We start from the raw sequence: 22637 nt of genomic DNA, 5'->3' as shown, positions 1-22637 counted from the left end.
AAGATGGCCCATGCGCTCAAGGGGAGGGTGTTACTCGGCTATTGCGTGTTGTCCTTTTGAAAGGGAGCCAATGCTTTCGCAGATATCAAAGATATTCAGACCGAATCAGATCCGTATCGAATGGAGTCAGCCCTTGTTCAGGTGCGAACACCCTCTGCGCCTGCTCTGCAGAGGCCACTCGTTCGCCTCGTGCCCGCACATGTAAATCGAAAAGCGTGTGCAGGTCCGGCCTTGGTGTATGCACCAGGGCGCGCAGCATCAACGAAACTCCGCTGAGGTTGTTGTCGACGTTGTTCCAGCGGGGCGATGAAGTCAGCCCCAGATCGGCCCAGATCATGCGACGTTCCTCCAGGTCCATCACGAATGGCAGGCAGATACTGGTGTCGGAGGCGATATCGATGCGGTCGACTACGGTGCGCGGCTCGAACACTTCGCCAGATGCAGTGTCGGCGCGGGCCATCCAGCCTGCGAAGCATTCCGGAAGATCACAATATGGCTGCGAGGTAAATGAGTTGAGGGACGTAACGACATAGCGGACGCCCTTTTTGACGAGAGCATCAAGGTCGAGGTCGATGAACTCGGAAGCGCCATTAGGCGCGTCGACGATGTCGCCGCTGTGGTAACCGCCATAACCTTTGAGGTTGTAATAGGCGACCGCTTCCTTGAAGACGAAGTCGGTGTCGAAGAAGGCGGCCGACAAGTCGATGTCCGTGCGGTCACGACCGTTCTTCCACCACAGAAACAGGCGAATGAATCGCGTATCGGGCATTGGCAAGCGACTGCCGCGTACCAGTGTTCGCAGTGACTTCGCTGCGGCGCGCTGTGCCAATGGCACCCGGTATTCGCGCAATGCCGGATCGACAAAGCAGCGGCCCAGCGGTGGCAGCGACGCGAAACGTGCGATCAGGGCGTTCTCGCAGATTTGTGCTGCACGCGCCAACACCGGCGGGGCGATCGGTTCTCGACGATCTTCAGTGCCGAAGACTTTCGCCATTGCCCCTTTAGGTATGAACGCCCGCAAGGGCAGGGGACGTGGGGCAGTTAACTGGGCCAGCAATTGCAGCAGCACAGGTGAGGACACTTGTGCGGCGACAGCCGCAAAGGCGTCGAGCACCGCGTCCGGTTCTGTGGCACGCCGTAACATCACGTCCAGACGGCGCGCGAATTCTCCGGGACGATCCTGCAGCACCGACGTAAGCGCGGCGATCTGGCGTTGGGCAAGCATGGTTTCGACACGCGACCCGAACGAGGCCGGCGGATCATTGCGTCGCGCTGCGGTGATGGCCGCAAATGCTCGCGGATACTTCTCAGCGTAATCGCCCGGATGCAGGACTTCGGCCAGACGTTTCCAGCGTTCGGCCTGGCGCATCAAATCCTCGGTAGCGTTGGGCATGCGGTCGAGCAGGCGCAACAGCTTGCGACGCATCGAACGTTTCATTTTGCTAAAGCGCGTCAACGCTGTCGCCAGCGACACGTCTCCACCATGCAGTGCGATCGCCACGCGCAGCACGTCCGTCGCCGTTTCGACATTTTGCTCAAGGAAAGCCTCAACCTGTGCATCGTCGCCGATATGCAGGATTAGCGCGCCGCCAACCAGCGCGCGAATCTCGCGAAACGGAACGGTCTCGGGCAGTAGACGGAACACATCGCTTTTGTACGTTCGGATAAACCAGCTGACATCCGCCGCTTCCTCTTCGGACAGCGAGGTGCGCGATGAGACCAGCGGCTCGAGCAATGCCTCGAACTCGCTGACACTTCCCGGTTCGATGACCCAATGGATGAAGTTGCCTTCAAGCATGGCTGGCCGAACCTGTTCGCTGGGTGGCAGGCGCCGAAGTGTGTGGTAGTGAATGACGGCGTTGAGATACAACTGCGCCTCTGTCGCTTCGAGGACTTGATTGGGGAAGTCAGGATAAAACGGTCGGTGATGTACATGAGCACCGCTGCGCCGCCGCAGGACTCGAATGACTTCACGCAGCCAGTTTTTGAGTTCGACCGCAGAGAGCATGCTGATTCGCTCGATCAGCGGCTCGGAGAGAACGCATCGAAACGCTGTAACTTCTTTGACAGCTGATGCGACCTGCGCGCGTGTGGCTCCGCCAGAGCCGGCAGGGACGTGAAGTTTTGTACGGCGCCGCAGGAACAGCTCCTGATTGATCATGATTTCTTCCTTGGTCGCCGTTTCCAGTGAGCTGAAGCTCACCTGTGCAATCGATACGAAAACGCCTGCAATAAGCAGGCGCGGTGTGGAGAGCGGAACCCCTAGTTCATGGAGGATAGAAGGAAGGTGTTCCATAGCCACGGCGGCATACTACCGGAGGTCATCGCGGCTTGTCAGCCAATCACATATTTTGAAATGGGCTCGCCTGTTGGCGAACGTCAGCGCCGCGCCACATCGGAAAAATAGAACTTGTCCAGCGTATGCCGCGATTCGGTGTACTCGAACTGGCGGCCGTCCTGCAGGAAGGTCTGGTTGCTGACCACGATGACGTGGCTCTGGCCGTCGAGGTCCAGATGGTGGTGGTCGTCCTTGCTGCACGGCACGGCTTCGATGGTGCGCTGGGCGTAGGCGATCTGCAGTTGCAGGGTCTGTTCGATGTGGGCGTAGATCGAATGTTCGGCAATGTCTGCTGACAGGTCGGGAATCACCTCGCTGACGAAGTGGTTGATGTCGAGGATGACGCGTTTGCCGTCGATGCGCCGTACCCGCTTGATCCGGGTGATCGGGCTGCCGGGTTCGGCATTGATGTGTTCGAGCAGCGCACCTTCCAGCGGCACCTGACACATCTCGACCACTTCGGTGCTGACGTCGTTGCCCAGTCGCGGGTGGGTCTCCTAGAAGCTGACGATGCCGCCGAGCTGGAATTCGATCGGGTTGGTCGACAGCACGAACGCGCCTTTGCCGTGAATCTTCTGAGCGAAACCGCGTTCCTGCAACTGGTCGATGGCCTTGCGCACCGTGCCACGGCTGGCCTGATAGGTGTCCATCAGTTCGGTTTCGGAAGGCAGCCGGGCGCCGCGCTCCAGGCGCTGCGTGGTGATGCTGGCAAGCAAATCGCTGTAGATCTGGTTGTATTTGCTCATGGCTGGACTCTGTGCCGACGGTGCTCAAAACCCCGAACCTTAAGGGCAGGGTAGGGGTTTGTCCATGCGGACGAAGGAAAACATCTTAGGTCAGAGTAGGAAGAATCCGCGTTTTTCTGACGTTCATCCACGGATGCAAACTCGTACAGACGAGTTGTTGCATTAACTCGTACAGACGAGTATTTTTCCTCTCGGCGTGCTGCCAATAACAACAATCCACGACGGAAGAACAAGCATGAGCCATGACTATCCGAACATCGCCCGGGAGCTGCTGGAAAGCCTCGGTGGCCGTGACAACATCGAGCAGGCGGCGCATTGCGTGACGCGTTTGCGCCTGGCGCTGAAGAACCCCGCGCTGGTGAATGTGGCCGCGCTCAATGGCGTCGATCTGGTCAAGGGTTCGTTCTTCACCGGCGGGTTGTATCAGGTGGTCATTGGGCCGGGCGATGTTGAAAAGGTTTATGCCGAACTGCGCCAGCAGACGGGCCTGGCGGCATCGACCATCGCCGACGTTAAACAGAAAAGCGCAGAGAAGATAAACGCCATGCAGCGGCTGGTGCGGGTGTTTTCCGATGTGTTCATGCCGATCCTGCCGGCGCTGATCATTGCCGGCCTGTTGATGGGCATCAACAACCTGCTCGGCGCCAAGGGCATGTTCATCGAGGGCCAGACCCTGCTGGATGCCTATCCCAACCTGGACGGGTTGTGGAGTCTGATCAACCTGATGGCCAATACCTCGTTCGTGTTCCTGCCGGCGCTGGTGGGCTGGTCGGCGGCCAAGCGTTTCGGCGGCAGCGAAATCCTCGGCATTGTCCTCGGTCTGATGCTGGTACACCCGGACCTGCTCAATGCCTGGAATTACGGCAAGGCCGTGGCCGGGCTGGATGGGCAGCAACTGCCGTACTTCGACATCCTCGGCCTGTTCCAGGTGGAAAAGGTCGGCTACCAGGGGCAGATCCTGCCGATCCTGCTGGCGGCGTACGTGATGAGCGTCATCGAAAAATGGTTGCGGGCGCGAGTGCCCAACGCCGTGCAGTTGCTGGTGGTGCCGATCACCACCATCGTTGTCACTGGCGTGCTGGCGCTGGCAATCATCGGCCCGGTGACCCGGCATATCGGCATCTACATCACCGAAGGGCTGGTGATGCTGTTCGATCTGGCGCCGTTGGTGGGCGGTCTGATTTTCGGTTTGCTGTATGCGCCGCTGGTAATCACCGGCATGCACCACATGTTCCTCGCCGTGGACCTACAATTGATTTCGAGTCAGGGCGGCACCTTCATCTGGCCGATGATCGTCATGTCCAATCTGGCGCAGGGCAGTGCGGCCCTGGCGGTGTTCTGGATGACGCGTAATGCGCGGGACAAGAGCATGGCCTCGACCTCGGCGATTTCTGCGTATTTCGGCATCACCGAGCCGGCGATGTTCGGTGTCAACCTGCGCTACAAGTTCCCGTTTTACGCCGCGCTGGCCGGTTCGGCGCTGGGTTGCATGTTCCTCTCGCTGAACAAGATCCAGGCCTCGGCCATCGGCGTCGGTGGCCTGCCCGGTTTCATCTCGATCATTCCGCAGTTCATCCCGATGTTCGTCATCGGGATGCTGATCGCCATGCTCGTGCCGTTTGCCCTGACCTGCGTGCTGAGCATGAAGATCGTCCGTCCGGGTTACCGGGTTGCCTGAAATTAATAAAGGAGTCCCGCCATGCAAGACTGGCAACGTTCGGTGATCTACCAGATCTACCCGAAGAGCTTTCACAGCCATGCCGGCAACGCCACCGGCGATCTGCTCGGCATCGTCGCCAAGCTCGATTACCTGCAATGGCTGGGGGTCGATTACCTGTGGATCACGCCGTTCCTGCGCTCGCCGCAGCGCGATAACGGCTACGACATCAGCGACTACTACGCGGTCGATCCGAGCTACGGCAGCATGGCCGACTGTGAACTGCTGATCGCCGAAGCGGGCAAACGCGGGATCAAGCTGATGCTCGACATCGTGGTCAACCACACCTCGATTGAGCATGTGTGGTTCCAGCAGGCGCGCAGCAGCCTCGACAACCCTTACCGCGACTTCTATATCTGGCGCGACCAGCCGAACAACTGGGAATCCAAATTCGGCGGCTCGGCCTGGGAGTACGAAGCGCAGACCGGCCAGTATTACCTGCACCTGTTCGACCACACCCAGGCCGACCTCAATTGGGACAACCCCAAGGTCCGCGACGAAGTGTTCAGGATGATGCGTTTCTGGCGCGACAAGGGTGTCGGTGGCTTTCGTCTGGACGTGATCAATCTGATCTCGAAACCGGCGGACTTCCCCGAGGACGACAGCGATGGTCGGCGCTTCTACACCGACGGGCCGAACGTGCATGCGTACTTGCAGGAAATGCACCGTGAGGTCTTCGAAGGGCATGAGCTGATCAACGTCGGCGAAATGTCTTCGACACGTCTGGAACACTGCATTCGTTACTCCAATCCGCAGTCGAAAGAACTGTCGATGACCTTCAACTTTCATCACCTGAAGGTCGATTACCCGAATCTGCAGAAATGGGTGCGCGCCGATTTCGATTTCCTCCAGCTCAAGCAGATTCTGTCCGACTGGCAGACCGGCATGCAGGCGGGTGGCGGCTGGAATGCGCTGTTCTGGTGTAACCACGATCAGCCACGGGTGGTCTCGCGGTTCGGCAATGATGGGGAATACCGCGAGCTGTCGGCGAAGATGCTCGGCACTGCGCTGCACTTTCTGCAGGGCACGCCCTTCGTCTATCAGGGCGAAGAATTGGGCATGACCAATCCGGGGTTCGAGAGCATCGAGCAATACCGTGACGTCGAGACCCTGAATATCTTTCGCCTCAAGCGTGAAGCCGGGGCAAGCGACCTCGACAACATGGCGGCGATCATGCAGAAGTCCCGCGACAACGGGCGCACGCCGATGCACTGGCACGCCGGGCACAACGCCGGCTTCACTCGCAGCGAACCATGGATCGGTGTGCCGGCCAATGCTGCACAGATCAATGTCGCGCATCAACTGCACGACCCGGAATCGGTGCTGCATCACTATCGGCGCCTGATCAACTTGCGCCGCACTGAAGCGTTGATCTCCGATGGCATCTATCGGCAGTTGTTGCCGGAGCATCCACAGGTCTGGGCGTACCTGCGCGAGGGGAAGGGAGAGCGCTTGTTAGTGGTGAACAATTTCTATGGCACCGCATGTGAGGTCGAGCTACCGGCACTGATCGACGAAGCCCAGGAGCAGCGCCTGCTGATCAGCAACTACCCGGACTGCCCGCAACGCACGAGTTTGCTGCAGTTGCGACCTTACGAATCCTTCGTGCTGCACCTGACCGACCCCTGATTTTTAACTGAATAACAACCTTTGAAAAAACACGCAGAACGCTGCGCGGGGGATTTGTGCGCGCTGAATTCCTGCAACCACACAATAAAAACAATGGGTGGCATATATGAGAGCAACCATAAATTACAGTCTGGCAGTCGCGGGGATTTGTCTGGCAATGCCCACGTCATCACAGGCGCTGGAGTTCGGCGGCTATCTGCGCAGCGGTGTCGGTACTTCGGTCAACAGCAGCAGCCAGTCGTGTTTCCAGTTGCCCGGCGCGCAGACCAAATATCGCCTCGGTAACGAGTGCGAGCAGTACGGTGAGCTCGAGCTGCGCCAGGATCTGTACACCCTCGACGACGGCTCGGTGCTGAGCGTCGACGGCATGGCATCGCTGTACAACCGTTACGACCGTAGCCTGACGTTCAAGGAAGAAAACGGCTCGATTCGTTTGCCGCAGGCGTATGCGCAGTGGTCGGCGATGCCCGCGCTCAACGGCGGCTCGCTGTGGGCCGGGCGGCGTTACTACAAACGTAACGACATCCATATTTCCGATTTCTATTACTGGAACCAGAGCGCCACCGGTGCAGGCATTGAAGACGTGTTGCTCGGTGGCCTGAAATACAGCTACGCCTTTTCGCGCAAGGACAACCTTTACCAAAAGGATTACATCAACCGCCACGACTTCAACGTCGGCGGTTTCAACAGTAACCCGGGCGGTGAACTTGAGTTCGGCCTCAGCTACATCGACAAGCCCGACAGCCGCGACGCCCACCGTGGCTGGGCGATTACCACTCAGCACGTGCAGCAGGACTTCCTCGGCGGCAAGAACAAACTGGCGCTGCAATACGGTGAAGGGCCGGGCACCGGATTGGGCTATACCGGTAACGTCAGGCTCGATGACCGCAACAAGAGTTATCGGATCGTCGAGTTCTTCGACTGGCAACTGACGCCACGTTTTGGCGGACAATTCCAGGCGGTGTATCAGAAAGATATTCGTCAGGGCGGCGCCGATCAGAACTGGCTGTCACTCGGTGTGCGCCCGGCCTATGCGCTGAGCGAGCAGTTCAAACTGGTGACCGAACTGGGGCACGATCAGGTCGAGGCGGCGGACGGCACGCGCAAGCTGAGCAAGTTCACCTTTGCACCGACCTGGTCACCGAAAGGCCCGGAATTCTGGGCGCGGCCCGAGGTGCGTCTGTATTACACCTATGCCAGCTGGAACCAGGCAGCCAAGCGTGCCGCCAACCTGTTGGCCAAAGGTTCGGCGCTGTCCGACACCGGCGCGTTCGGCAACGCACGGCACGGGGCCAATGTCGGGCTGCAGGTTGAATACTGGTGGAAATAAGCAAAGCGGCTGCGACCGCTCATTCAATGAATACAAGCTCAGGTGATGTCATGGCCACACCCCAACAATTGCAGCTGCTGGCTCCTTTATCCGGCGTGCTGATGGCGCTGGACCAGGTGCCTGACCCGGTATTTGCCGGGCGGATCATCGGCGACGGTTTGTGCATCGACCCGACTTCGTCAACGCTCTGCGCACCGTTGGCCGGTGTGGTCAGCGATGTGCAGACCAGCGGGCATGCGCTCACCATCACCAGTGATGCGGGTGTGCAGGTGTTGATGCACATCGGCCTGGACACGGTGAATCTCGCCGGCGAAGGATTCACCCGCCGCGTTGAAGCGGGGCAGCGGGTCGAAGCAGGGCAGGCGCTGATCGACTTCGACGCTGACTATATTGCCCTGCACGCGCGCAGTTTGTTGACCTTGATGCTGGTGGTCAGCGGCGAGCCGTTCGATTCACTCGTTGGCTCAACCGGGTTGGTCGAGGTGGGCCAGCCAGTGCTGGACGTCGTGGTCGGCGCAGCCGTCGGCGAACATCCAGCGCCGATGCCGGGCGACGCGGTGTTCTCGCAGCCGATCAACCTGCCCAATCCCAATGGCCTGCACGCGCGGCCGGCGGCAGTATTCGCCCAAGCGGCCAAAGCATTTTCAGCGACCATCCATCTGCACAAGCTGCAAGCGCAAGCCAACGGCAAATCCCTGGTGGCGATCATGGCGTTGCAGACGGCCCATGGCGACAGCGTGCAGGTCAGCGCCGAAGGTGAAGATGCCGAGGCAGCGGTCGCGGCGCTGACACGCTTGCTGAGCGAAGGCTGCGGCGAAGCGGTCACAGCGCCCGCGCCGGTCGAAGTCGATGCAGCAGAAATGCCGAACATCCTGCGCGGTGTCTGCGCCTCGCCCGGTTCGGCGTTGGGACAAGTCATGCAGATCGTCGAAGCGTCGCTCATGGTCAACGAGTTCGGCGCCGAGCCGCCAGTTGAACTGGAGGCGTTGAGCCAAGCCCTGATCGAAGCCGACATGGCCCTGCAACATCTGCGCGACACCGCCAGCGGCCAGGCGCAGGCGGAGATTTTCAAGGCGCATCAGGAACTGCTGGCCGATCCGAGCCTGCTGGATCAGGCCAGGGCACTGATCGACGCGGGCAACAGCGCGGCGTTTGCCTGGAAGACCAGCACCGACGCAACGGCGGCGATGTTTCGCTCGCTGGGCAATGCCTTGCTGGCCGAGCGCGCGGCGGATCTGGATGATGTCGGCCAGCGCGTGCTGAAGCTGATCCTTGGTGTTCACGAACAAGCGCTGGAGTTGCCGGACGACACCATTCTGATCGCCGATCAGTTGACCCCGTCCCAGACCGCCGGGCTCGATACGCGCAAAGTGCTCGGGTTTGCCACCGTCGGCGGTGGCGCCACCAGCCATGTCGCGATCCTCGCGCGAGCCTGCGGTTTACCGGCGATCTGCGGCATGCCGGCGCAAATGCTCGGGCTCGGCAACGGCACGCGGGTGCTGCTCGATGCCGACAAAGGCGAATTGCAGTTGCACCCGGACGCCGAGTCCATTGACCAATTGCGCACGCGTCATGAGCGCCAGCGCCAGCGTCATCAGCAGGAACTGGCGCAGGCCAGCGAGGCGGCCTGCACCCGTGACGGTCAGCACATCGAAGTCACCGCCAACGTTGCCTCGCAGGAAGAAACCGCCCAGGCCATGGAGCTGGGCGCGAATGGCGTGGGGCTGCTGCGTTCGGAGTTTCTCTACCTGGGCCGTCAGCAATCGCCGAGCCATGACGAACAGGTGGCCACTTATAGCGCCATCGCGCGCACCATCGGGCCGGCACACAATTTGGTGGTGCGCACCCTTGATGTCGGTGGCGACAAACCGCTGGCCTACGTGCCGATGGACAGCGAAACCAATCCCTTCCTTGGTTTGCGCGGCATTCGACTGTGCCTTGAGCGACCGCAACTGTTGCGTGAGCAGTTCCGTGCAATCCTCGCCTGCTGTGAACTGACGCGTCTGCACATCATGTTGCCGATGGTCACGAATTTGGCCGAACTGCGTCTGGCGCGGCAGATTCTCGAGCAAGAAGCGCGGGTGCTGGGCCTGGCGCATTTGCCAAAGCTGGGAATCATGATCGAAGTGCCTGCCGCTGCGCTGATGGCCGATGTGCTGGCGCCGCACGTGGATTTCTTTTCAATCGGCACCAACGATCTCACCCAATACACGCTGGCCATGGATCGCGATCATCCGCGTCTGGCCAGTCAGGCGGACAGCTTTCACCCTTCGGTGCTGCGCCTGATCGCGATGACGGTTAAGGCTGCGCATGCCCACGGCAAATGGGTCGGCGTCTGCGGTGCGATGGCGTCTGAACGCCTTGCCGTGCCGCTGCTGCTGGGGCTGGGTGTGGATGAGCTGTCGGTGAGCGTGCCGTTGATTCCGGCGATCAAGTCGGCGGTCCGCGAAGTGGATCTGGCCGACTGTCGAATCATCGCCGAACAGGTTTCGAACCTGGAAAGCGCCGCCGACGTGCGCGCAGCCTTGCAGCAGTTTCATGGGGCGAAAGTCGATGCCTCGCCGGTTATGGAGAATTGAACATGTTCGACAAATTGCAGCAGGCATTCTGGAAAGCACTGACGCCGGATCTGGTCCCGGATGAGGTGAAAGCCGTCGCCGAACCGATTGCCGGCCTGAGCGCCGAGATTGTTGCGGCGCTGGGCGGTGTGGATAACCTCAAGTCGCAGCAACCGGTGGCGCTGACTCGGGTGCGCGTGGCGCTGCACGACGAGGCCCGTGTCGACCGTCAGGCCCTGAGTGTGGCCGGTGTGGCGGGCGTCATGCCGCTTGAGGGCGGCGTGCTGCACCTCATTACCGGGCTGCGCGCATAAGGCCGACAAGACGTGCGGCCGCAGGTCGCCCTTACTGTTTCTCAACTGCGGGTGTATCGTATTCGCCTTTTTGCGGATCCCTCGGGGTCTGTCGCTGATACGTGAGGTAGTTGAGTTCATGTCCTTTACCCGTCGCCAAATCCTCGGTGGCCTGGCCGGTCTTGTTGTCGTTGGCGTGGGCGCGGGAGGCGCGTCGCGTTACTGGCTGGGCAAGATGGCCGACGCCGAGGCCGGCCACGACTATGAACTGATCGCCGCGCCGCTCGATGTCGAACTGGTGCCGGGGCACAAGACCGAAGCCTGGGCGTTCGGCCCGTCGGCGCCGGGCACCGAGTTGCGTGTGCGTCAGGGTGAATGGCTGCGGGTGCGCTTCATCAATCACCTGCCGGTGGCGACTACCATTCACTGGCACGGTATCCGCCTGCCGCTGGAGATGGACGGCGTGCCCTACGTATCGCAGTTGCCGGTGCTGCCGGGCGAATACTTCGACTATAAATTCCGCGTGCCGGACGCTGGCAGCTATTGGTATCACCCGCATGTCAGCAGCAGCGAAGAACTCGGGCGCGGGCTGGTCGGGCCGCTGATCATCGAAGAACGCGAGCCGACCGGCTTCAAGTACGAGAAAACGTTGAGCCTGAAGAACTGGCATGTCGACGAGCAAGGTCAGTTCGTCGAATTCAGCATCCCCCGCGAAGCGGCCCGTGGCGGTACCGCCGGGCGCTTGTCGACGATCAATGGTGTGCCGCTGCCGGTGATTGATCTGCCGGCCGGGCAGGTCACTCGGGTGCGTCTGCTTAACCTCGACAACACCCTGACCTATCGCATCAACATTCCCGGTGTCGAAGCGAAGATCTACGCGCTGGATGGCAACCCGGTCGAGCCCCGCCCGTTGGGCAAGGAATACTGGCTCGGCCCCGGCATGCGCATTTGCCTGGCGATCAAGGCACCGGCAGCCGGTGAAGAGTTGTCGCTGCGCAACGGCCCGGTGCGTCTGGGCACGCTGCGTTCAGTCGCCAACACCGATGCGCCGACCGACTGGCCGAAAGCCCTGCCGGCCAACCCGGTGGCCGAGCCGGACCTGGCCAATGCCGAGAAACTCAACTTCAATTTCGAATGGGTCGGCTCGGTCTCGGTGAACACCGAAAACGGCAAGCCGCCGAGCCTCTGGCAGATCAACGGCAAGGCCTGGGACATCACCGACAAGACCTGTGCTGACCGACCGATTGCCAGCCTGAAACTGGGCCAGAGCTATATTTTCGAATTGAAGAACATGACCCAGTACCAGCACCCGATCCACCTGCACGGCATGAGCTTCAAGGTGATCGCGTCGAACCGGCACAAAGTCATTCCGTATTTCACCGACACCTATCTGCTGGGCAAGAACGAGCGTGCGCAAGTGGCGCTGGTGGCGGATAACCCGGGGGTGTGGATGTTCCACTGCCATGTCATCGACCACATGGAAACCGGCCTGATGGCCGCGATCGAGGTGAAGTGATGCGCCAGATCCGCCCGGCGGCGATCATCGACCGCAGCCGCGACCGCGACTTCATGCGCGAAGCCCTGACCCTCGCCGCACAGGGCGTCGCCCTCGGTGAGGTGCCGGTGGGCGCGGTGCTGGTGCAGGATGGCGCGATCATCGGTCGCGGCTTTAATTGCCCGATCAGCACCAGCGACCCGAGTGCCCACGCCGAAATGGTCGCGATCCGCGCCGCCGCGCAGGCAGTGGATAACTATCGCCTGCCGGGCAGCACGCTGTATGTGACGCTGGAGCCTTGCAGCATGTGCGCCGGGCTGATCGTGCATTCGCGGGTGGCGCGGGTGGTGTACGGCGCGCTGGAACCCAAGGCCGGGATTGTGCAAAGTCAGGGACAGTTTTTTACCCAGGGTTTTTTGAATCACCGGGTGTTGTATGAGGGCGGGGTGCTGGCTGAAGAATGTGGCGCAGTGTTGACCGAGTTTTTCCGCGCCAGACGCACCAAACCTGCTGAATAAACACAGGTTAAATGTGGGAGCGAGCCTGCTCGCGAAAGCGTCGGTACATTCAAAATGAATGGTGACTGACACACCGCTATCGCGAGCAGGCTCGCTCCCACAGGTGGATCTCCGTTGGTGGGGAGATTGGGTTATTTCTTCGCAACAATCACCGCACGCATCGGCGCCGGCAGCCCTTCAATGGTTTTGCTGTGATCCTCAGGATCCAGAAAATCACTCAGCGACTGATACTTCATCCACTCCGTCCCGCGTTGCTCTTCCACCGTCGTGGTACTGACATCCACGCAACGAATATCGCTGAATCCGGCTCTGCGCAGCCACAATTCCAGCGCCGGCACCGACGGCAAAAACCACACGTTGCGCATCTGCGCGTAGCGATCTTCCGGCACCAGCACCTGATGCTTGTCGCCTTCGACCACGAGGGTTTCCAGCACCAGCTCGCCGCCCTTGACCAGGCAATCCTTCAGCGCCAGCAAATGCTCGATCGGCGAGCGACGGTGATAGAACACGCCCATGGAAAATACTGTGTCGAAGCCTTCCAGATTCGGCGGCAGGTCTTCGAACGGGAACGGCAGGTGCCAGGCATTCGGCTCGGACAAGTAACGCTGCACAGCCTGGAACTGGCAGAAGAACAGCCAGTTCGGGTCGACACCGATCACGCTGTCGGCGCCGGCGCCGAGCATGCGCCACATGTAGTAGCCGTTGCCGCAACCGACATCAAGGATGCGTTTGCCCTTCAGGTCGAGGTGCGGGGAGACCCGCGACCACTTCCAGTCCGAGCGCCATTCGGTATCGACATGCACACCGAACAGATCGAACGGCCCTTTGCGCCACGGCGACAGACCCATCAGCGCGGTGCGCATCTGCGCGCGGGTGTCGTCGTCGCAATCGGTGTCGAGTTTCAGGCCGTTGAGCAGGTCGACTTCGCTTGGCTGGATTTTCGGCAAGGCGTCCAGCGCACTTTGCCAGCGCTCCAGATCGCCGTGGCCCTTCTCCATTTTCTTGTCGAGTTGCGCTTGCAGCGTGCTGGCCCATTCGGCCAGCGGTGTACCGGCCAGACGGCGGGCGAGGGGGGACAGATCAATCATGGCAAGGCAATCAACGAGGCAAAGTTAAGACACTGGAACCACGGCACGACTTTCGAGAACCCGGCGGCCAGCAGGCGTTCGCGGTGTTCTTCGAGGCTGTCGGGCTTCATGACGTTTTCGATGGCGCTGCGCTTCTGGGCGATTTCCAGTTCGCTGTAGCCGTTGGCGCGTTTGAACGCTACGTGCAGGTCGGTGAGCAGGGCGTGTTCTTCGGCATCGTTGAAGCGCAGCTTTTCCGAGAGAATCAGCGCGCCGCCGGGCAACAACGATTGGCGAATCCGCGAGAGCAACGCGGTGCGCTGGTCCGGGGCGATGAATTGCAGGGTGAAGTTCAGCGCCACCACCGAGGCTGGTTGAAACTCCAGCGCGAGGATATCGCCTTCGATCACCTCGACCGGCAGCAATTCCTGAAACATCGAATCCTGACCGTTGAGGTACTCGCGGCAACGCTCGACCATCGCCGCCGAGTTATCCACAGCGATGACCCGGCAGCCGTCGGTGCGCACATGGCGGCGCAGGGCTTGAGTCACTGCGCCGAGCGACGAGCCGAGGTCGTAGAGCACGCTGTTCGGCTGGGCGAACTGCGCCGCGAGCACGCCGAGGTTCTCGACGATGGTCGGGTAACCCGGCACCGAGCGCTTGATCATGTCCGGGAACACCCGCACCACGTCTTCATTGAAGGCGAAGTCAGGCACCTGGGCCAAAGGCTGGGCGAATAGGCGATCGGGTTCTTTGCTCACGGCGGCGTCCGGCGGTGTCGGTGGAAAAGGCCGGCATTTTAGCCAAAGTGGCGCGGGGATGCTTGGGTTGTCTGATAAAGCACCGAGAGGGGTGTAATTTCTCGCCGTCAGGGATATGGCTTTCGCGAGCAGGCTCGCTCCCACAGGGGTATCGTGGTGTCCTGTGGGAGCGAGCCTGCTCGCGAAGAAGCCAGCGCCGTTTCCCGCAGTCAGTTCACCGAAATGGCGCAGTCAAAGGTTTCCACGGGCAGCACTTCCGGTGCCCACGGTTGTTGCGAGGTCAGGCGCAAACGCCCGGTGCCCGCCGCGAAAGCCTGGAAGCGCCAGGTCGAAACCCCCGCTGCGCCCACCACGCCGGCATCTTCCGGATTGCTGTAAACCTCAGGGCTGAGCGCACGCAATACGCCGCCAGCTGAATCCTGAATCGCCCAGCGGTAGCCGGTGGTCGGGTTGCTTGGCAGGCTGATGATCAGGTTTTGCCCGACGTTGAGCCGCACGGGGCATTCGCTTTGTTTTTCCACGGTCACGTTGTGTTTCGGTTGCGTGGCGCAGGCCGCCAGCAAGGAAAGGGCGAGGGGGAGAAACAGGCGAATAGGGGACATAAGGTCAGCAGCTCCGGCGGTTACGACGAACGGCGAGCATAACTGAAGATGGGACAAAGTGTGACGGTCAGGGAGTGCCGTGTTGGCAGCACTGAAGCCATCGCTGGCAAGCCAGCTCCCACAGGTTTCTCGGTTGACCACAAGATTTGTGGGCACATTGAACATTGTGGGAGCTGGCTTGCCAGCGATAGCGGTACATCAGGCGCTACATGACTGTCAGAAGAGCACCTTCGCCACGTCCGCAAACCGCTTGGCAAAGTGCACGGTAATCCCTTCCTTCAGGTAGTCCGGCAATTCCTCAAAGTTACCCCGGTTCGGCTCCGGCAGAATCAGTTCGAAAATCTTCTGCCGGCGCGCTGCGATTACCTTCTCGCGCACGCCGCCGATCGGCAGTACATGCCCGGTCAGGGTCAGTTCGCCGGTCATCGCCACGCCTTTTTTCGGTGCCTGATTACGTGCGAGGGAGAGCAGGGCGCTGGCCATGGTCACGCCGGCGCTCGGGCCGTCCTTTGGTGTCGCGCCTTCCGGTACGTGCAGGTGGACGAAGGCTTCGTCGAAGAACTTCGCGTCACCACCAAACTGCTTGAGGTGCGAACTGACGTAGCTGTAGGCGATCTCCGCCGATTCCTTCATTACATCGCCGAGTTGCCCGGTGAGCTTGAAACCCCGGTTAAGCGTATGAATCCGCGTGGCTTCGATCGGCAAGGTTGCGCCGCCCATGCTGGTCCAGGCCAGACCGGTGATTACCCCGGTGCCGGACAGCACTTGCTCATTGCGGAATACCGGATGGCCCAGCGAGGCTTCAAGATCTTTCGGGCCGAGTTTGATCACCGCTTTCGGATCGTCGATCAGCTTCATCACCGCTTTGCGCACCAGTTTGCCCATCTGCTTTTCCAGCTGCCGCACGCCGGCTTCACGGGCATAGCCGTCGATCAGGGCTTTGAGCGCGGTGTCGCTGATGCTCAGGCTGCCTTTTGATACGCCAGCCTTTTCCAGCAGTTTCGGCCACAGGTGACGCTTGGCGATGGCGACTTTTTCTTCGGTGATGTAGCCGGACAGGCGAATCACTTCCATTCGGTCGAGCAACGGGCCGGGAATTGAATCCAAGGTGTTGGCGGTGCAGACGAACAGGACCTTCGACAAGTCCATGCGCAGGTCGAGGTAGTGGTCGAGGAATTCGACGTTCTGTTCCGGGTCGAGGGTTTCCAGCAGCGCCGAGGCCGGGTCGCCCTGATAGCTCTGGCCCATCTTGTCGATCTCGTCGAGCATGATCACCGGGTTCATCACTTCGACGTCTTTCAACGCCTGCACCAGTTTGCCCGGCTGCGCGCCGATGTAGGTGCGGCGGTGGCCCTTGATTTCGGCTTCGTCGCGCATGCCGCCGACGCTGAAGCGGTAGAACGGCCGCCCGAGGGATTCGGCGATGGATTTGCCGACGCTGGTTTTACCCACGCCCGGTGGGCCGACCAGCAGCACGATCGAGCCGCTGATCTCGCCTTTGTACGCACCGACGGCGAGGAATTCGAGGATGCGATCCTTGATGTCGTCCAGACCCGCGTGATGCTTGTCGAGGATTTTGCGCGCGTGCTTGAGGTCGAGTTTGTCCTCGCCGTACACGCCCCACGGCACCGATGTTGCCCAGTCCAGATAATTGCGCGTGACCGCGTACTCCGGCGAGCCGGTTTCGAGGATCGACAGTTTGTGGGTTTCTTCTTCGAGGCGTTTCTGCACCTGCGCCGGCAGGGTTTTGCCTTCGAGGCGTTGCTGGAACTGTTCGAGGTCGGCGCTGCGGTCGTCCTTGGTCAGGCCAAGTTCCTGCTGGATGACCTTGAGCTGTTCCTTGAGAAAGAACTCACGCTGATGCTCGCCGATCTTACGGTTGACTTCGGCGGAAATTTCTTTCTGCAGGCGCGCGACTTCGACTTCCTTGCGCAGCATCGGCAGGACTTTTTCCATGCGCTTGAGCATCGGCACGCAGTCGAGCACTTCTTGCAGTTCGGGGCCGGTGGCGGAGGTCAGGGCGGCGGCGAAGTCGGTCAGCGGCGACGGGTCGTTGGGGCTGAAGCGATTGAGGTAATTTTTCAGCTCTTCGCTGTACAGCGGGTTGAGCGGCAGCAGCTCCTTGATCGCATTGATCAGCGCCATGCCGTAGGCCTTGACCTCGTCGGTCGGCTCGGTGGGCTGGTGCGGGTATTCGACTTCGACCAGGTACGGCGGGCGATGGTGCTTGAGCCAGGTCTTGATGCGCACACGGCTCAGGCCCTGGGCGACAAATTGCAGTTTGCCGTTTTCGCGGCTGGCGTGGTGGACCTTGACCAGCGTGCCGTATTCGGGAAGGGCGCCGGTGTCGAAGTGGCGCGGGTCTTCCTGGGGCGTGTCCATGAAGAACAGGGCCAGGGAGTGGTGTTCGGACTTGCTGACCAGTTCGAGGGTTTCGGCCCACGGCTCTTCATTGACGATGACCGGCAGGACCTGAGCCGGGAAGAACGGACGGTTGTGGATCGGGATGATATAGACCTTGTCCGGCAGGTTTTGCCCGGGCAGCGCCAGGCCGGTGCCGGAGGAGGTGTGTTCGATGTGGTCGGTTTCGTAATCGTCGTGGTTGTCCGGGCGATCTTGCTGGTCGGTCATGGGGCACCTGCGCAATGGGGTATGGGGTCTTAGATGGGGCAGGGGTGGGGTGGTTTCAATGGGGCGGGTGTGTTTCTGCGTGTGTGTTCAGGTTTGCAAAGTTTTTGGCCTTGTTAACCTTGGCGGCCTTTGGGCCGGTGGCAAGATCCTTCAGGTCGGCACGGATGCCTAGTGGAATCTAACAATGTCTGTGCATAACTAGCGAAAAACGCGAGTGTTGGTTAGCTTTAACTATTAAATGGAGTTTTGATGGGTTCCGTTCGGCTTATTTCGAACTGGCCTTGAGCCCCTGTAATTTCTGACAGTAGACAACTGACTTAATCGTCCGAAGATTGCAGTTCAATCTCGAACGCCAGAGAGGTGTTCGAGAATTTACCAACGTCACGGAATCGAACCATGAGTCATACCGATACGAAATACAGGGATTTCATCATTCGCGAATATTCTTCCGACACGCCGGGTTTGCGTTTCCAGGTGATCTACAGCGAAACGGAAAAGAGTTTGTTGCTGGAGACCCGCAAGCACGCCGAGCAACTGATCATTGATCGATTGCAAGGGATGGCAAATGGAGGAAAAGCCTTTTGATGCTGTCGGGTCAACGCTGACGACGAGCGTTCGAAGGTTGCGATCTTTTGATTTTTTCTTGAAAGCACCGAATTGCCCAAGGCGAAGTGGACAGACTTCATTGACGCCATACACCTGGGTGCGAATGGAGCATGTTGGGCAGTCCTCCATGTAAAAAGGCGCCCCCCTCACAGGGTGGCGCCTTCTTTTTTACCGCCAGCTAACGCTTATTCCGGCAGTTTGTACGCGATGATGTAGTCACCCATCTTGGTGCCCAGCGAGCCGTGACCGCCAACAACGAGCAGCACGTATTGCTTGCCGTCCTTGCCGGTGTAGGTCATCGGAGTCGCTTGACCGCCGGCTGGCAGGCGCGATTTCCACAGCTCTTTACCGGTGTTCACGTCATAAGCACGCAGGTACTGGTCAAGGGTGCCGCTGAGGAAGCCGACGCCGCCGGCTGTAACCATCGAACCGCCCATGCTCGGTACGCCGAGGGTGAAGCCGATCGGGATTGGCGAGCTGTCGCGGCTGGTGCCGTTCTTGCGTTTCCACACGACTTTGCCGGTGGTCAGGTCGATACCGGCGACGTAGCCCCAGGCCGGGGCCTGGCACGGTACGCCCAGTGGCGACATGAACGGGTGCATGATCACCGCGTATGGCGCGCCAGTGTTTGGCTGCACGCCCGAGGTTTCGCTCTCGCGCTTGCTGCCGGCTTCGACTTGCTCGCGTGGGACCATTTTCGAGACGAAGGCCATGTAGTTCGGGCTGGTGAACAGCAGTTGGCGAACCGGGTCGACCGAGACGCCGCCCCAGTTGAACACGCCGACGTTACCCGGATAGATCAGGCTGCCCTGTTCCGATGGCGGGGTGTACTGGCCTTCGTAACGCAGTTCCTTGAACTGGATGCGGCACAGCATCTGATCGAACGGGCTCGCGCCCCACATGGCTTTTTCGGTCAGTTCCGGGGCCAGCAGGTTGAGGTCCGAACGGGCCTGGGTCGGTGCGGTGTGGTCGCCTTTCACGGCGCCCTGCGGAACCGGGATTTCCTTGATCGGAATGATCGGCGTGCCGTTACGACGGTCGAGGACGTACAGGCTGCCCTGTTTGGTCGGAGCGATCAGCGCAGGTTTCACGCCGTCGGCGGTTTTCATGTCGAGCAGGGTAGGCTGGCTGCCCACGTCCATGTCCCACAGGTCATGGTGGGTGAACTGGTAGTTCCAGCGCACTTTACCGGTGGCCAGGTCCAGCGCGACGAGGCCGGCGCTGAATTTCTCGGCGCCCGGGGTGCGGTTGCCGCCCCATTGGTCCGGGGTCTGGTTGCCCAGTGGCAGGTAGACCATGCCGAGTTTTTCATCGACGCTGGCCAGCGACCACATGTTCGCCGAGTTGCGGCTGTAGGTTTCGCCAGGGGCCAATGGCTCGGTGGCGTCCGGCTTGTCGCTGTCCCAGTTCCACACCAGGTGACCGTCGCGCACGTCGAAGGCGCGGATCACGCCCGATGGCTCGTTGGTCGACTCGTTGTCGGTGACGTGACCGCCCATGATCACCAGATCACGGGTAATCGCCGCTGGCGAGGTGGAGTAGTAGCCACCGGCGGTGAACGGGCCGATGCCTTGGGTCAGGTCGACCACGCCGTTGGTGCCGAAGCCTTCGCAGATTTTGCCGGTGTCGGCGTTCAGTGCGATCAGGCGGGCATCTGCGGTTGGCAGGTACAGACGACGCGGGCAGGCCTGAGCAACGGCCTGGCCGGCTTCGGAGATGACGGCCGAGCCAGCGTTTTCAGACTTGGCATAGGCGGCTTCGTCATAATACGACACGCCACGGCAGGTCATGTGGGCGAAGCCCTTGAAGCCGACCGGGCTCTTGATCTGTGGATCGAAGCGCCAGATTTCCTTGCCGGTGTCCGGGTCCAGTGCCAGCACTTTGCTGTGCGCGGTGCAGGCGTAGACCATGCCGTTGGCTTTGAGCGGGGTGTTTTCGTTGGTCAGCTCGACCGGGTCATCCGCAGTTGGCAGGTCGCCGGTCTGGATGCGCCAGGCTTCTTGCAGCTTGCCGACATTTTCCGGGGTGATCTGCTTGAGCGGCGAGTAGCGGTCACCGAACTCGGTGCGACCGTACGCCTGCCAGTCGCCATCCGGCATGGCCGGTGCGGTGCTGGTCATGTCCGCGCTGTCGCGGCCCAGTTCACCGAAGGTTTCGCCCGGGTGGGTGAACAGGCTGGCCAGAGCGGTAACGCCGGCCAGGACAACCGCCACGGTCAGACCGCCAGTGCCGATTTTCGCCGGGCCGTTGAGCAGCAGCGGACGACGGAACCATGGCAGCAGCATCACGAAGCCGAGGACAAACCACAGCGCCAGACGTGGCACCAGTTGCCACCAGTCCAGACCGACTTCCCACAATGCCCAGACAGTGCTGGCAAACAGCACGATGGCGTACAGGCTCAGCGCCGCGCGGCGGCGCATCAGCAGCAGAATGCCGCTCAGCGCGATGCCGATACCGGCCAGCAGATAGTAAAGCGAGCCGCCGAGCATGCTCAGCTTGACTCCCCCGGCCAGCATGGCCAGGCCCATCAGTAGAAGCAGGATGCCGAGCAGGCCCGGTAGCAGACGGCCCCGACTCGAAGCACTTTCGGTGCTCATAGTGTGATTCTCCGTGACGTTTATGTAGTCCCGCGCTGTAGTCACTTTAGATGACGATCTGGCGCAGGCATGGTTCAGATAAAAACTTGTTCGGCTAACGAATTTCATGGATCCCTGTGGGAGCTGGCTTGCCAGCGATGGCGATTGCACATCCACCACTGAAATCGCCAGACAGATTGCTATCGCTGGCAAGCCAGCTCCCACAGGGCCTTGTGGGGTTTTTTAGAACGACGATTGGATCTTGATCCCGCCGATCAGGGCGTCGTCGACGTCGTTCACGCCACCGGGGTGGCGGATGTATTGCAGGTTCGGGCGTACGGTCAGCCAGTTGGTCACGTGCACGCCGTAATACAGCTCGGCGCTGTATTCGGTGTCCTGCGGTGGCAGGAACGCCGGATTGTCGTAGTCGTAGACGGCGTTGGCGCGGTTAGTCATTTCGGCGTTCTTGCGATAGGCCGGGTTGACGTGCACACGAGCGAGGGCGAAACCGATGTCGTCCTTGGCGCGGGCGTCGAACGGACCTTTGTAGGTCAGGCCGGCCTGCACGTAGTTGTCGATGGCGTTGGTTTTCTTGTCATGCATCGTCGCGTTGGCGAACAGGCTCAAGCCGCGCGAGTGGTCGCTGGCGATACTGGTCACCTGTTGCTGCACGCCCAGCCATACGCCGTGCTTGCTCGACGCGCTGCGGTAGGCTTCGCCGCTCAGCGCTGCCGGTTGGCCGTTGCGGTCTTTATAGACGTCGGAGGCCTTGGCATTGCTGTAGTAATAACCGGCGCGGTATTCGCCCGGCAGGCCGTTGAGCTTCGGCGTCCACACCAGTTCGACCGGCAGGATCGCGCCTTGCGTGCCGCTGCCGCTGAGTTTGAAACCGTTGCCGCGATCAAGGTTCGACGGGTTCTGCTCGTAGGCGCCGACCTGCGCATACAGCTCCGGCGTCAGGTGATATTTGACCCGCAGCGCCCATTGGCTGACCGGCCAGTTGTACCAGATGCCGCCGACCCAGTTGCCGACCTGCGAGCCGCAGAACGCGAGGTTCTGGAAGTCGCAGGGGAAGCTGTTGAAGTCTTCGCCTTCGCCGAAGCGACCGACCTTGATGTCGAGCTTCTGATCGAAGAATTTCTGCTGATACCACATCTGCGTCAGGCGCGTGGTCTGGCCACGGCCCCAGACTTCCTGGGCGGAAGTGAAGCCGCCAACGCGTGGATCGTTGATGCGGTCGTTGCTGATGTTGTTGCCGCTGCGTTTGGTGATGGTCAGTTGAAACTCGGCGTCGTTCCAACCGAGGATCTTCTGCAGGTCCAGATGGGTGCCGAGGCCGAACTGGTCGCTGTAGCGGGCAGTGCGGTCGTGGTCATAGCCGCCGTGCAGATTGCTGCCCATTTCGCCGGTGTAATCGAGTTTGAAGTCGTAGCCTTTTTCCGCAAGTTCTGTGCGCGTGCCGTTCCAGTCACCGAGCATGTACGGTGATTCACTGTCGAAGGCCGGCGCCGCGTGGGCGCAAGTGGCAAGGCCGAGGGCGGTGCAGCCGCCAAGGGTGCGCAGGGCAGAGATAGCGCTGTCTCGGGAGAAGGAAAAGTCAGGCATGAAGAAGTCTTTTTTTGATGTTTTCAGGTGCAGGCCGAGCGCTTCAGATTGTCGCAGGCAGTGAAGCGTTTCAGCGGAAGGGCGGCAGGATAATGATCTGTAACAAATTGAGAAAGCGCTTTTGCAGACATGCAGCGTTTCGGATTCGGTAACAGTGCGGCAAAC

General features: G+C 60.6%; 15 protein-coding genes and 1 pseudogene. 8 read left to right on the top strand and 8 right to left on the bottom strand.

Annotated features, from left to right (window positions below; genetic code table 11):
- Positions 1–85: 85 nt before the first annotated feature.
- Complete coding sequence (locus tag BXA01_RS10195; RefSeq protein ID WP_231991043.1) at positions 86–2296, bottom strand: TerD family protein; 2211 nt, start codon at positions 2294–2296, stop codon at positions 86–88.
- Between the two features lie 83 nt (positions 2297–2379).
- A pseudogene (gene treR, locus BXA01_RS10190) lies at positions 2380–3084 on the bottom strand (trehalose operon repressor).
- A gap of 235 nt (positions 3085–3319) precedes the next feature.
- Between treR and treP the strand changes: the two are divergent.
- The 7 genes from treP (at position 3320) to tadA (ending at position 12624) form a co-directional block, all read left to right on the top strand.
- On the top strand, positions 3320–4762 hold the full coding sequence (gene treP / locus BXA01_RS10185; RefSeq protein ID WP_076564040.1) for a PTS system trehalose-specific EIIBC component: 1443 nt from the start codon (positions 3320–3322) through the stop codon (positions 4760–4762).
- 21 nt (positions 4763–4783) lie between these two features.
- Entirely contained in the window at positions 4784–6430 is a 1647-nt protein-coding gene (gene treC / locus BXA01_RS10180) for an alpha,alpha-phosphotrehalase (RefSeq protein ID WP_076564039.1), read from the top strand.
- A gap of 106 nt (positions 6431–6536) precedes the next feature.
- A complete protein-coding gene (locus BXA01_RS10175; RefSeq protein WP_076564038.1) occupies positions 6537–7760 on the top strand; it encodes a maltoporin in 1224 nt (407 codons plus the stop codon).
- Between the two features lie 50 nt (positions 7761–7810).
- Complete coding sequence (gene ptsP, locus BXA01_RS10170; protein WP_076564037.1) at positions 7811–10339, top strand: phosphoenolpyruvate--protein phosphotransferase; 2529 nt, start codon at positions 7811–7813, stop codon at positions 10337–10339.
- Positions 10340–10341: 2 nt separating this feature from the next.
- Positions 10342–10632: a PTS transporter subunit EIIB gene (locus tag BXA01_RS10165; protein WP_076564036.1), complete on the top strand. Its 291-nt coding sequence runs from the start codon at positions 10342–10344 to the stop codon at positions 10630–10632.
- A gap of 118 nt (positions 10633–10750) precedes the next feature.
- Positions 10751–12127: a multicopper oxidase family protein gene (locus BXA01_RS10160; RefSeq protein ID WP_076564035.1), complete on the top strand. Its 1377-nt coding sequence runs from the start codon at positions 10751–10753 to the stop codon at positions 12125–12127.
- Positions 12127–12624: a tRNA adenosine(34) deaminase TadA gene (gene tadA, locus BXA01_RS10155; RefSeq protein ID WP_076564034.1), complete on the top strand. Its 498-nt coding sequence runs from the start codon at positions 12127–12129 to the stop codon at positions 12622–12624. The genes BXA01_RS10160 and tadA overlap by 1 nt, the downstream gene beginning before the upstream one ends.
- 131 nt (positions 12625–12755) lie before the next feature.
- On the opposite strand, the gene cmoB is transcribed toward tadA, so the two are convergent.
- From cmoB to lon, 4 genes are all read right to left on the bottom strand, one after another.
- Positions 12756–13712, bottom strand: coding sequence for a tRNA 5-methoxyuridine(34)/uridine 5-oxyacetic acid(34) synthase CmoB (gene cmoB / locus BXA01_RS10150; RefSeq protein ID WP_076564033.1), 957 nt, complete (start codon positions 13710–13712; stop codon positions 12756–12758).
- On the bottom strand, positions 13709–14452 hold the full coding sequence (gene cmoA, locus BXA01_RS10145) for a carboxy-S-adenosyl-L-methionine synthase CmoA (RefSeq protein ID WP_016773355.1): 744 nt from the start codon (positions 14450–14452) through the stop codon (positions 13709–13711). The genes cmoB and cmoA overlap by 4 nt, the downstream gene beginning before the upstream one ends.
- Before the next feature lie 209 nt (positions 14453–14661).
- Positions 14662–15054 carry a protease inhibitor I42 family protein gene (locus tag BXA01_RS10140; protein WP_056790115.1) on the bottom strand — a complete coding sequence of 131 codons (393 nt, stop codon included), beginning with the start codon at positions 15052–15054 and terminating at the stop codon, positions 14662–14664.
- Between the two features lie 216 nt (positions 15055–15270).
- Positions 15271–17685 (bottom strand): endopeptidase La, encoded by a 2415-nt coding sequence (lon, locus tag BXA01_RS10135; RefSeq protein WP_076564032.1) that lies wholly within the window; start codon positions 17683–17685, stop codon positions 15271–15273.
- Between the two features lie 396 nt (positions 17686–18081).
- Here lon and BXA01_RS10130 point away from each other — a divergent pair, with 396 nt between their 5' ends.
- Positions 18082–18270: a hypothetical protein gene (locus tag BXA01_RS10130; protein ID WP_076564031.1), complete on the top strand. Its 189-nt coding sequence runs from the start codon at positions 18082–18084 to the stop codon at positions 18268–18270.
- A gap of 206 nt (positions 18271–18476) precedes the next feature.
- On the opposite strand, the gene BXA01_RS10125 is transcribed toward BXA01_RS10130, so the two are convergent.
- Complete coding sequence (locus BXA01_RS10125) at positions 18477–20888, bottom strand: glucose/quinate/shikimate family membrane-bound PQQ-dependent dehydrogenase (protein ID WP_076564030.1); 2412 nt, start codon at positions 20886–20888, stop codon at positions 18477–18479.
- A gap of 222 nt (positions 20889–21110) precedes the next feature.
- Complete coding sequence (locus BXA01_RS10120) at positions 21111–22472, bottom strand: carbohydrate porin (RefSeq protein WP_076564029.1); 1362 nt, start codon at positions 22470–22472, stop codon at positions 21111–21113.
- Positions 22473–22637: the final 165 nt, after the last annotated feature.

Origin of the sequence: Pseudomonas sp. B10, from assembly GCF_900156235.1 — a bacterium.
GTDB lineage: Bacteria > Pseudomonadota > Gammaproteobacteria > Pseudomonadales > Pseudomonadaceae > Aquipseudomonas > Aquipseudomonas siliginis.
This window is presented reverse-complemented; position numbering and strand designations above follow the sequence as displayed.

Excerpts from the sequence above, each read along its gene's own strand:
- BXA01_RS10160 (WP_076564035.1), top strand. The coding sequence starts at position 10,751 with ATGTCCTTTACCCGTCGCCAAATCCTCGGTGGCCTGGCCGGTCTTGTT.
- BXA01_RS10195 (WP_231991043.1), bottom strand. The coding sequence starts at position 2,296 with ATGGAACACCTTCCTTCTATCCTCCATGAACTAGGGGTTCCGCTCTCC.
- BXA01_RS10130 (WP_076564031.1), top strand. The coding sequence starts at position 18,082 with ATGAGTCATACCGATACGAAATACAGGGATTTCATCATTCGCGAATAT.
- BXA01_RS10120 (WP_076564029.1), bottom strand. The coding sequence starts at position 22,472 with ATGCCTGACTTTTCCTTCTCCCGAGACAGCGCTATCTCTGCCCTGCGC.
- cmoB (WP_076564033.1), bottom strand. The coding sequence starts at position 13,712 with ATGATTGATCTGTCCCCCCTCGCCCGCCGTCTGGCCGGTACACCGCTG.
- BXA01_RS10175 (WP_076564038.1), top strand. The coding sequence starts at position 6,537 with ATGAGAGCAACCATAAATTACAGTCTGGCAGTCGCGGGGATTTGTCTG.
- BXA01_RS10125 (WP_076564030.1), bottom strand. The coding sequence starts at position 20,888 with ATGAGCACCGAAAGTGCTTCGAGTCGGGGCCGTCTGCTACCGGGCCTG.
- BXA01_RS10140 (WP_056790115.1), bottom strand. The coding sequence starts at position 15,054 with ATGTCCCCTATTCGCCTGTTTCTCCCCCTCGCCCTTTCCTTGCTGGCG.
- ptsP (WP_076564037.1), top strand. The coding sequence starts at position 7,811 with ATGGCCACACCCCAACAATTGCAGCTGCTGGCTCCTTTATCCGGCGTG.
- treP (WP_076564040.1), top strand. The coding sequence starts at position 3,320 with ATGAGCCATGACTATCCGAACATCGCCCGGGAGCTGCTGGAAAGCCTC.
- treC (WP_076564039.1), top strand. The coding sequence starts at position 4,784 with ATGCAAGACTGGCAACGTTCGGTGATCTACCAGATCTACCCGAAGAGC.
- tadA (WP_076564034.1), top strand. The coding sequence starts at position 12,127 with ATGCGCCAGATCCGCCCGGCGGCGATCATCGACCGCAGCCGCGACCGC.
- lon (WP_076564032.1), bottom strand. The coding sequence starts at position 17,685 with ATGACCGACCAGCAAGATCGCCCGGACAACCACGACGATTACGAAACC.
- BXA01_RS10165 (WP_076564036.1), top strand. The coding sequence starts at position 10,342 with ATGTTCGACAAATTGCAGCAGGCATTCTGGAAAGCACTGACGCCGGAT.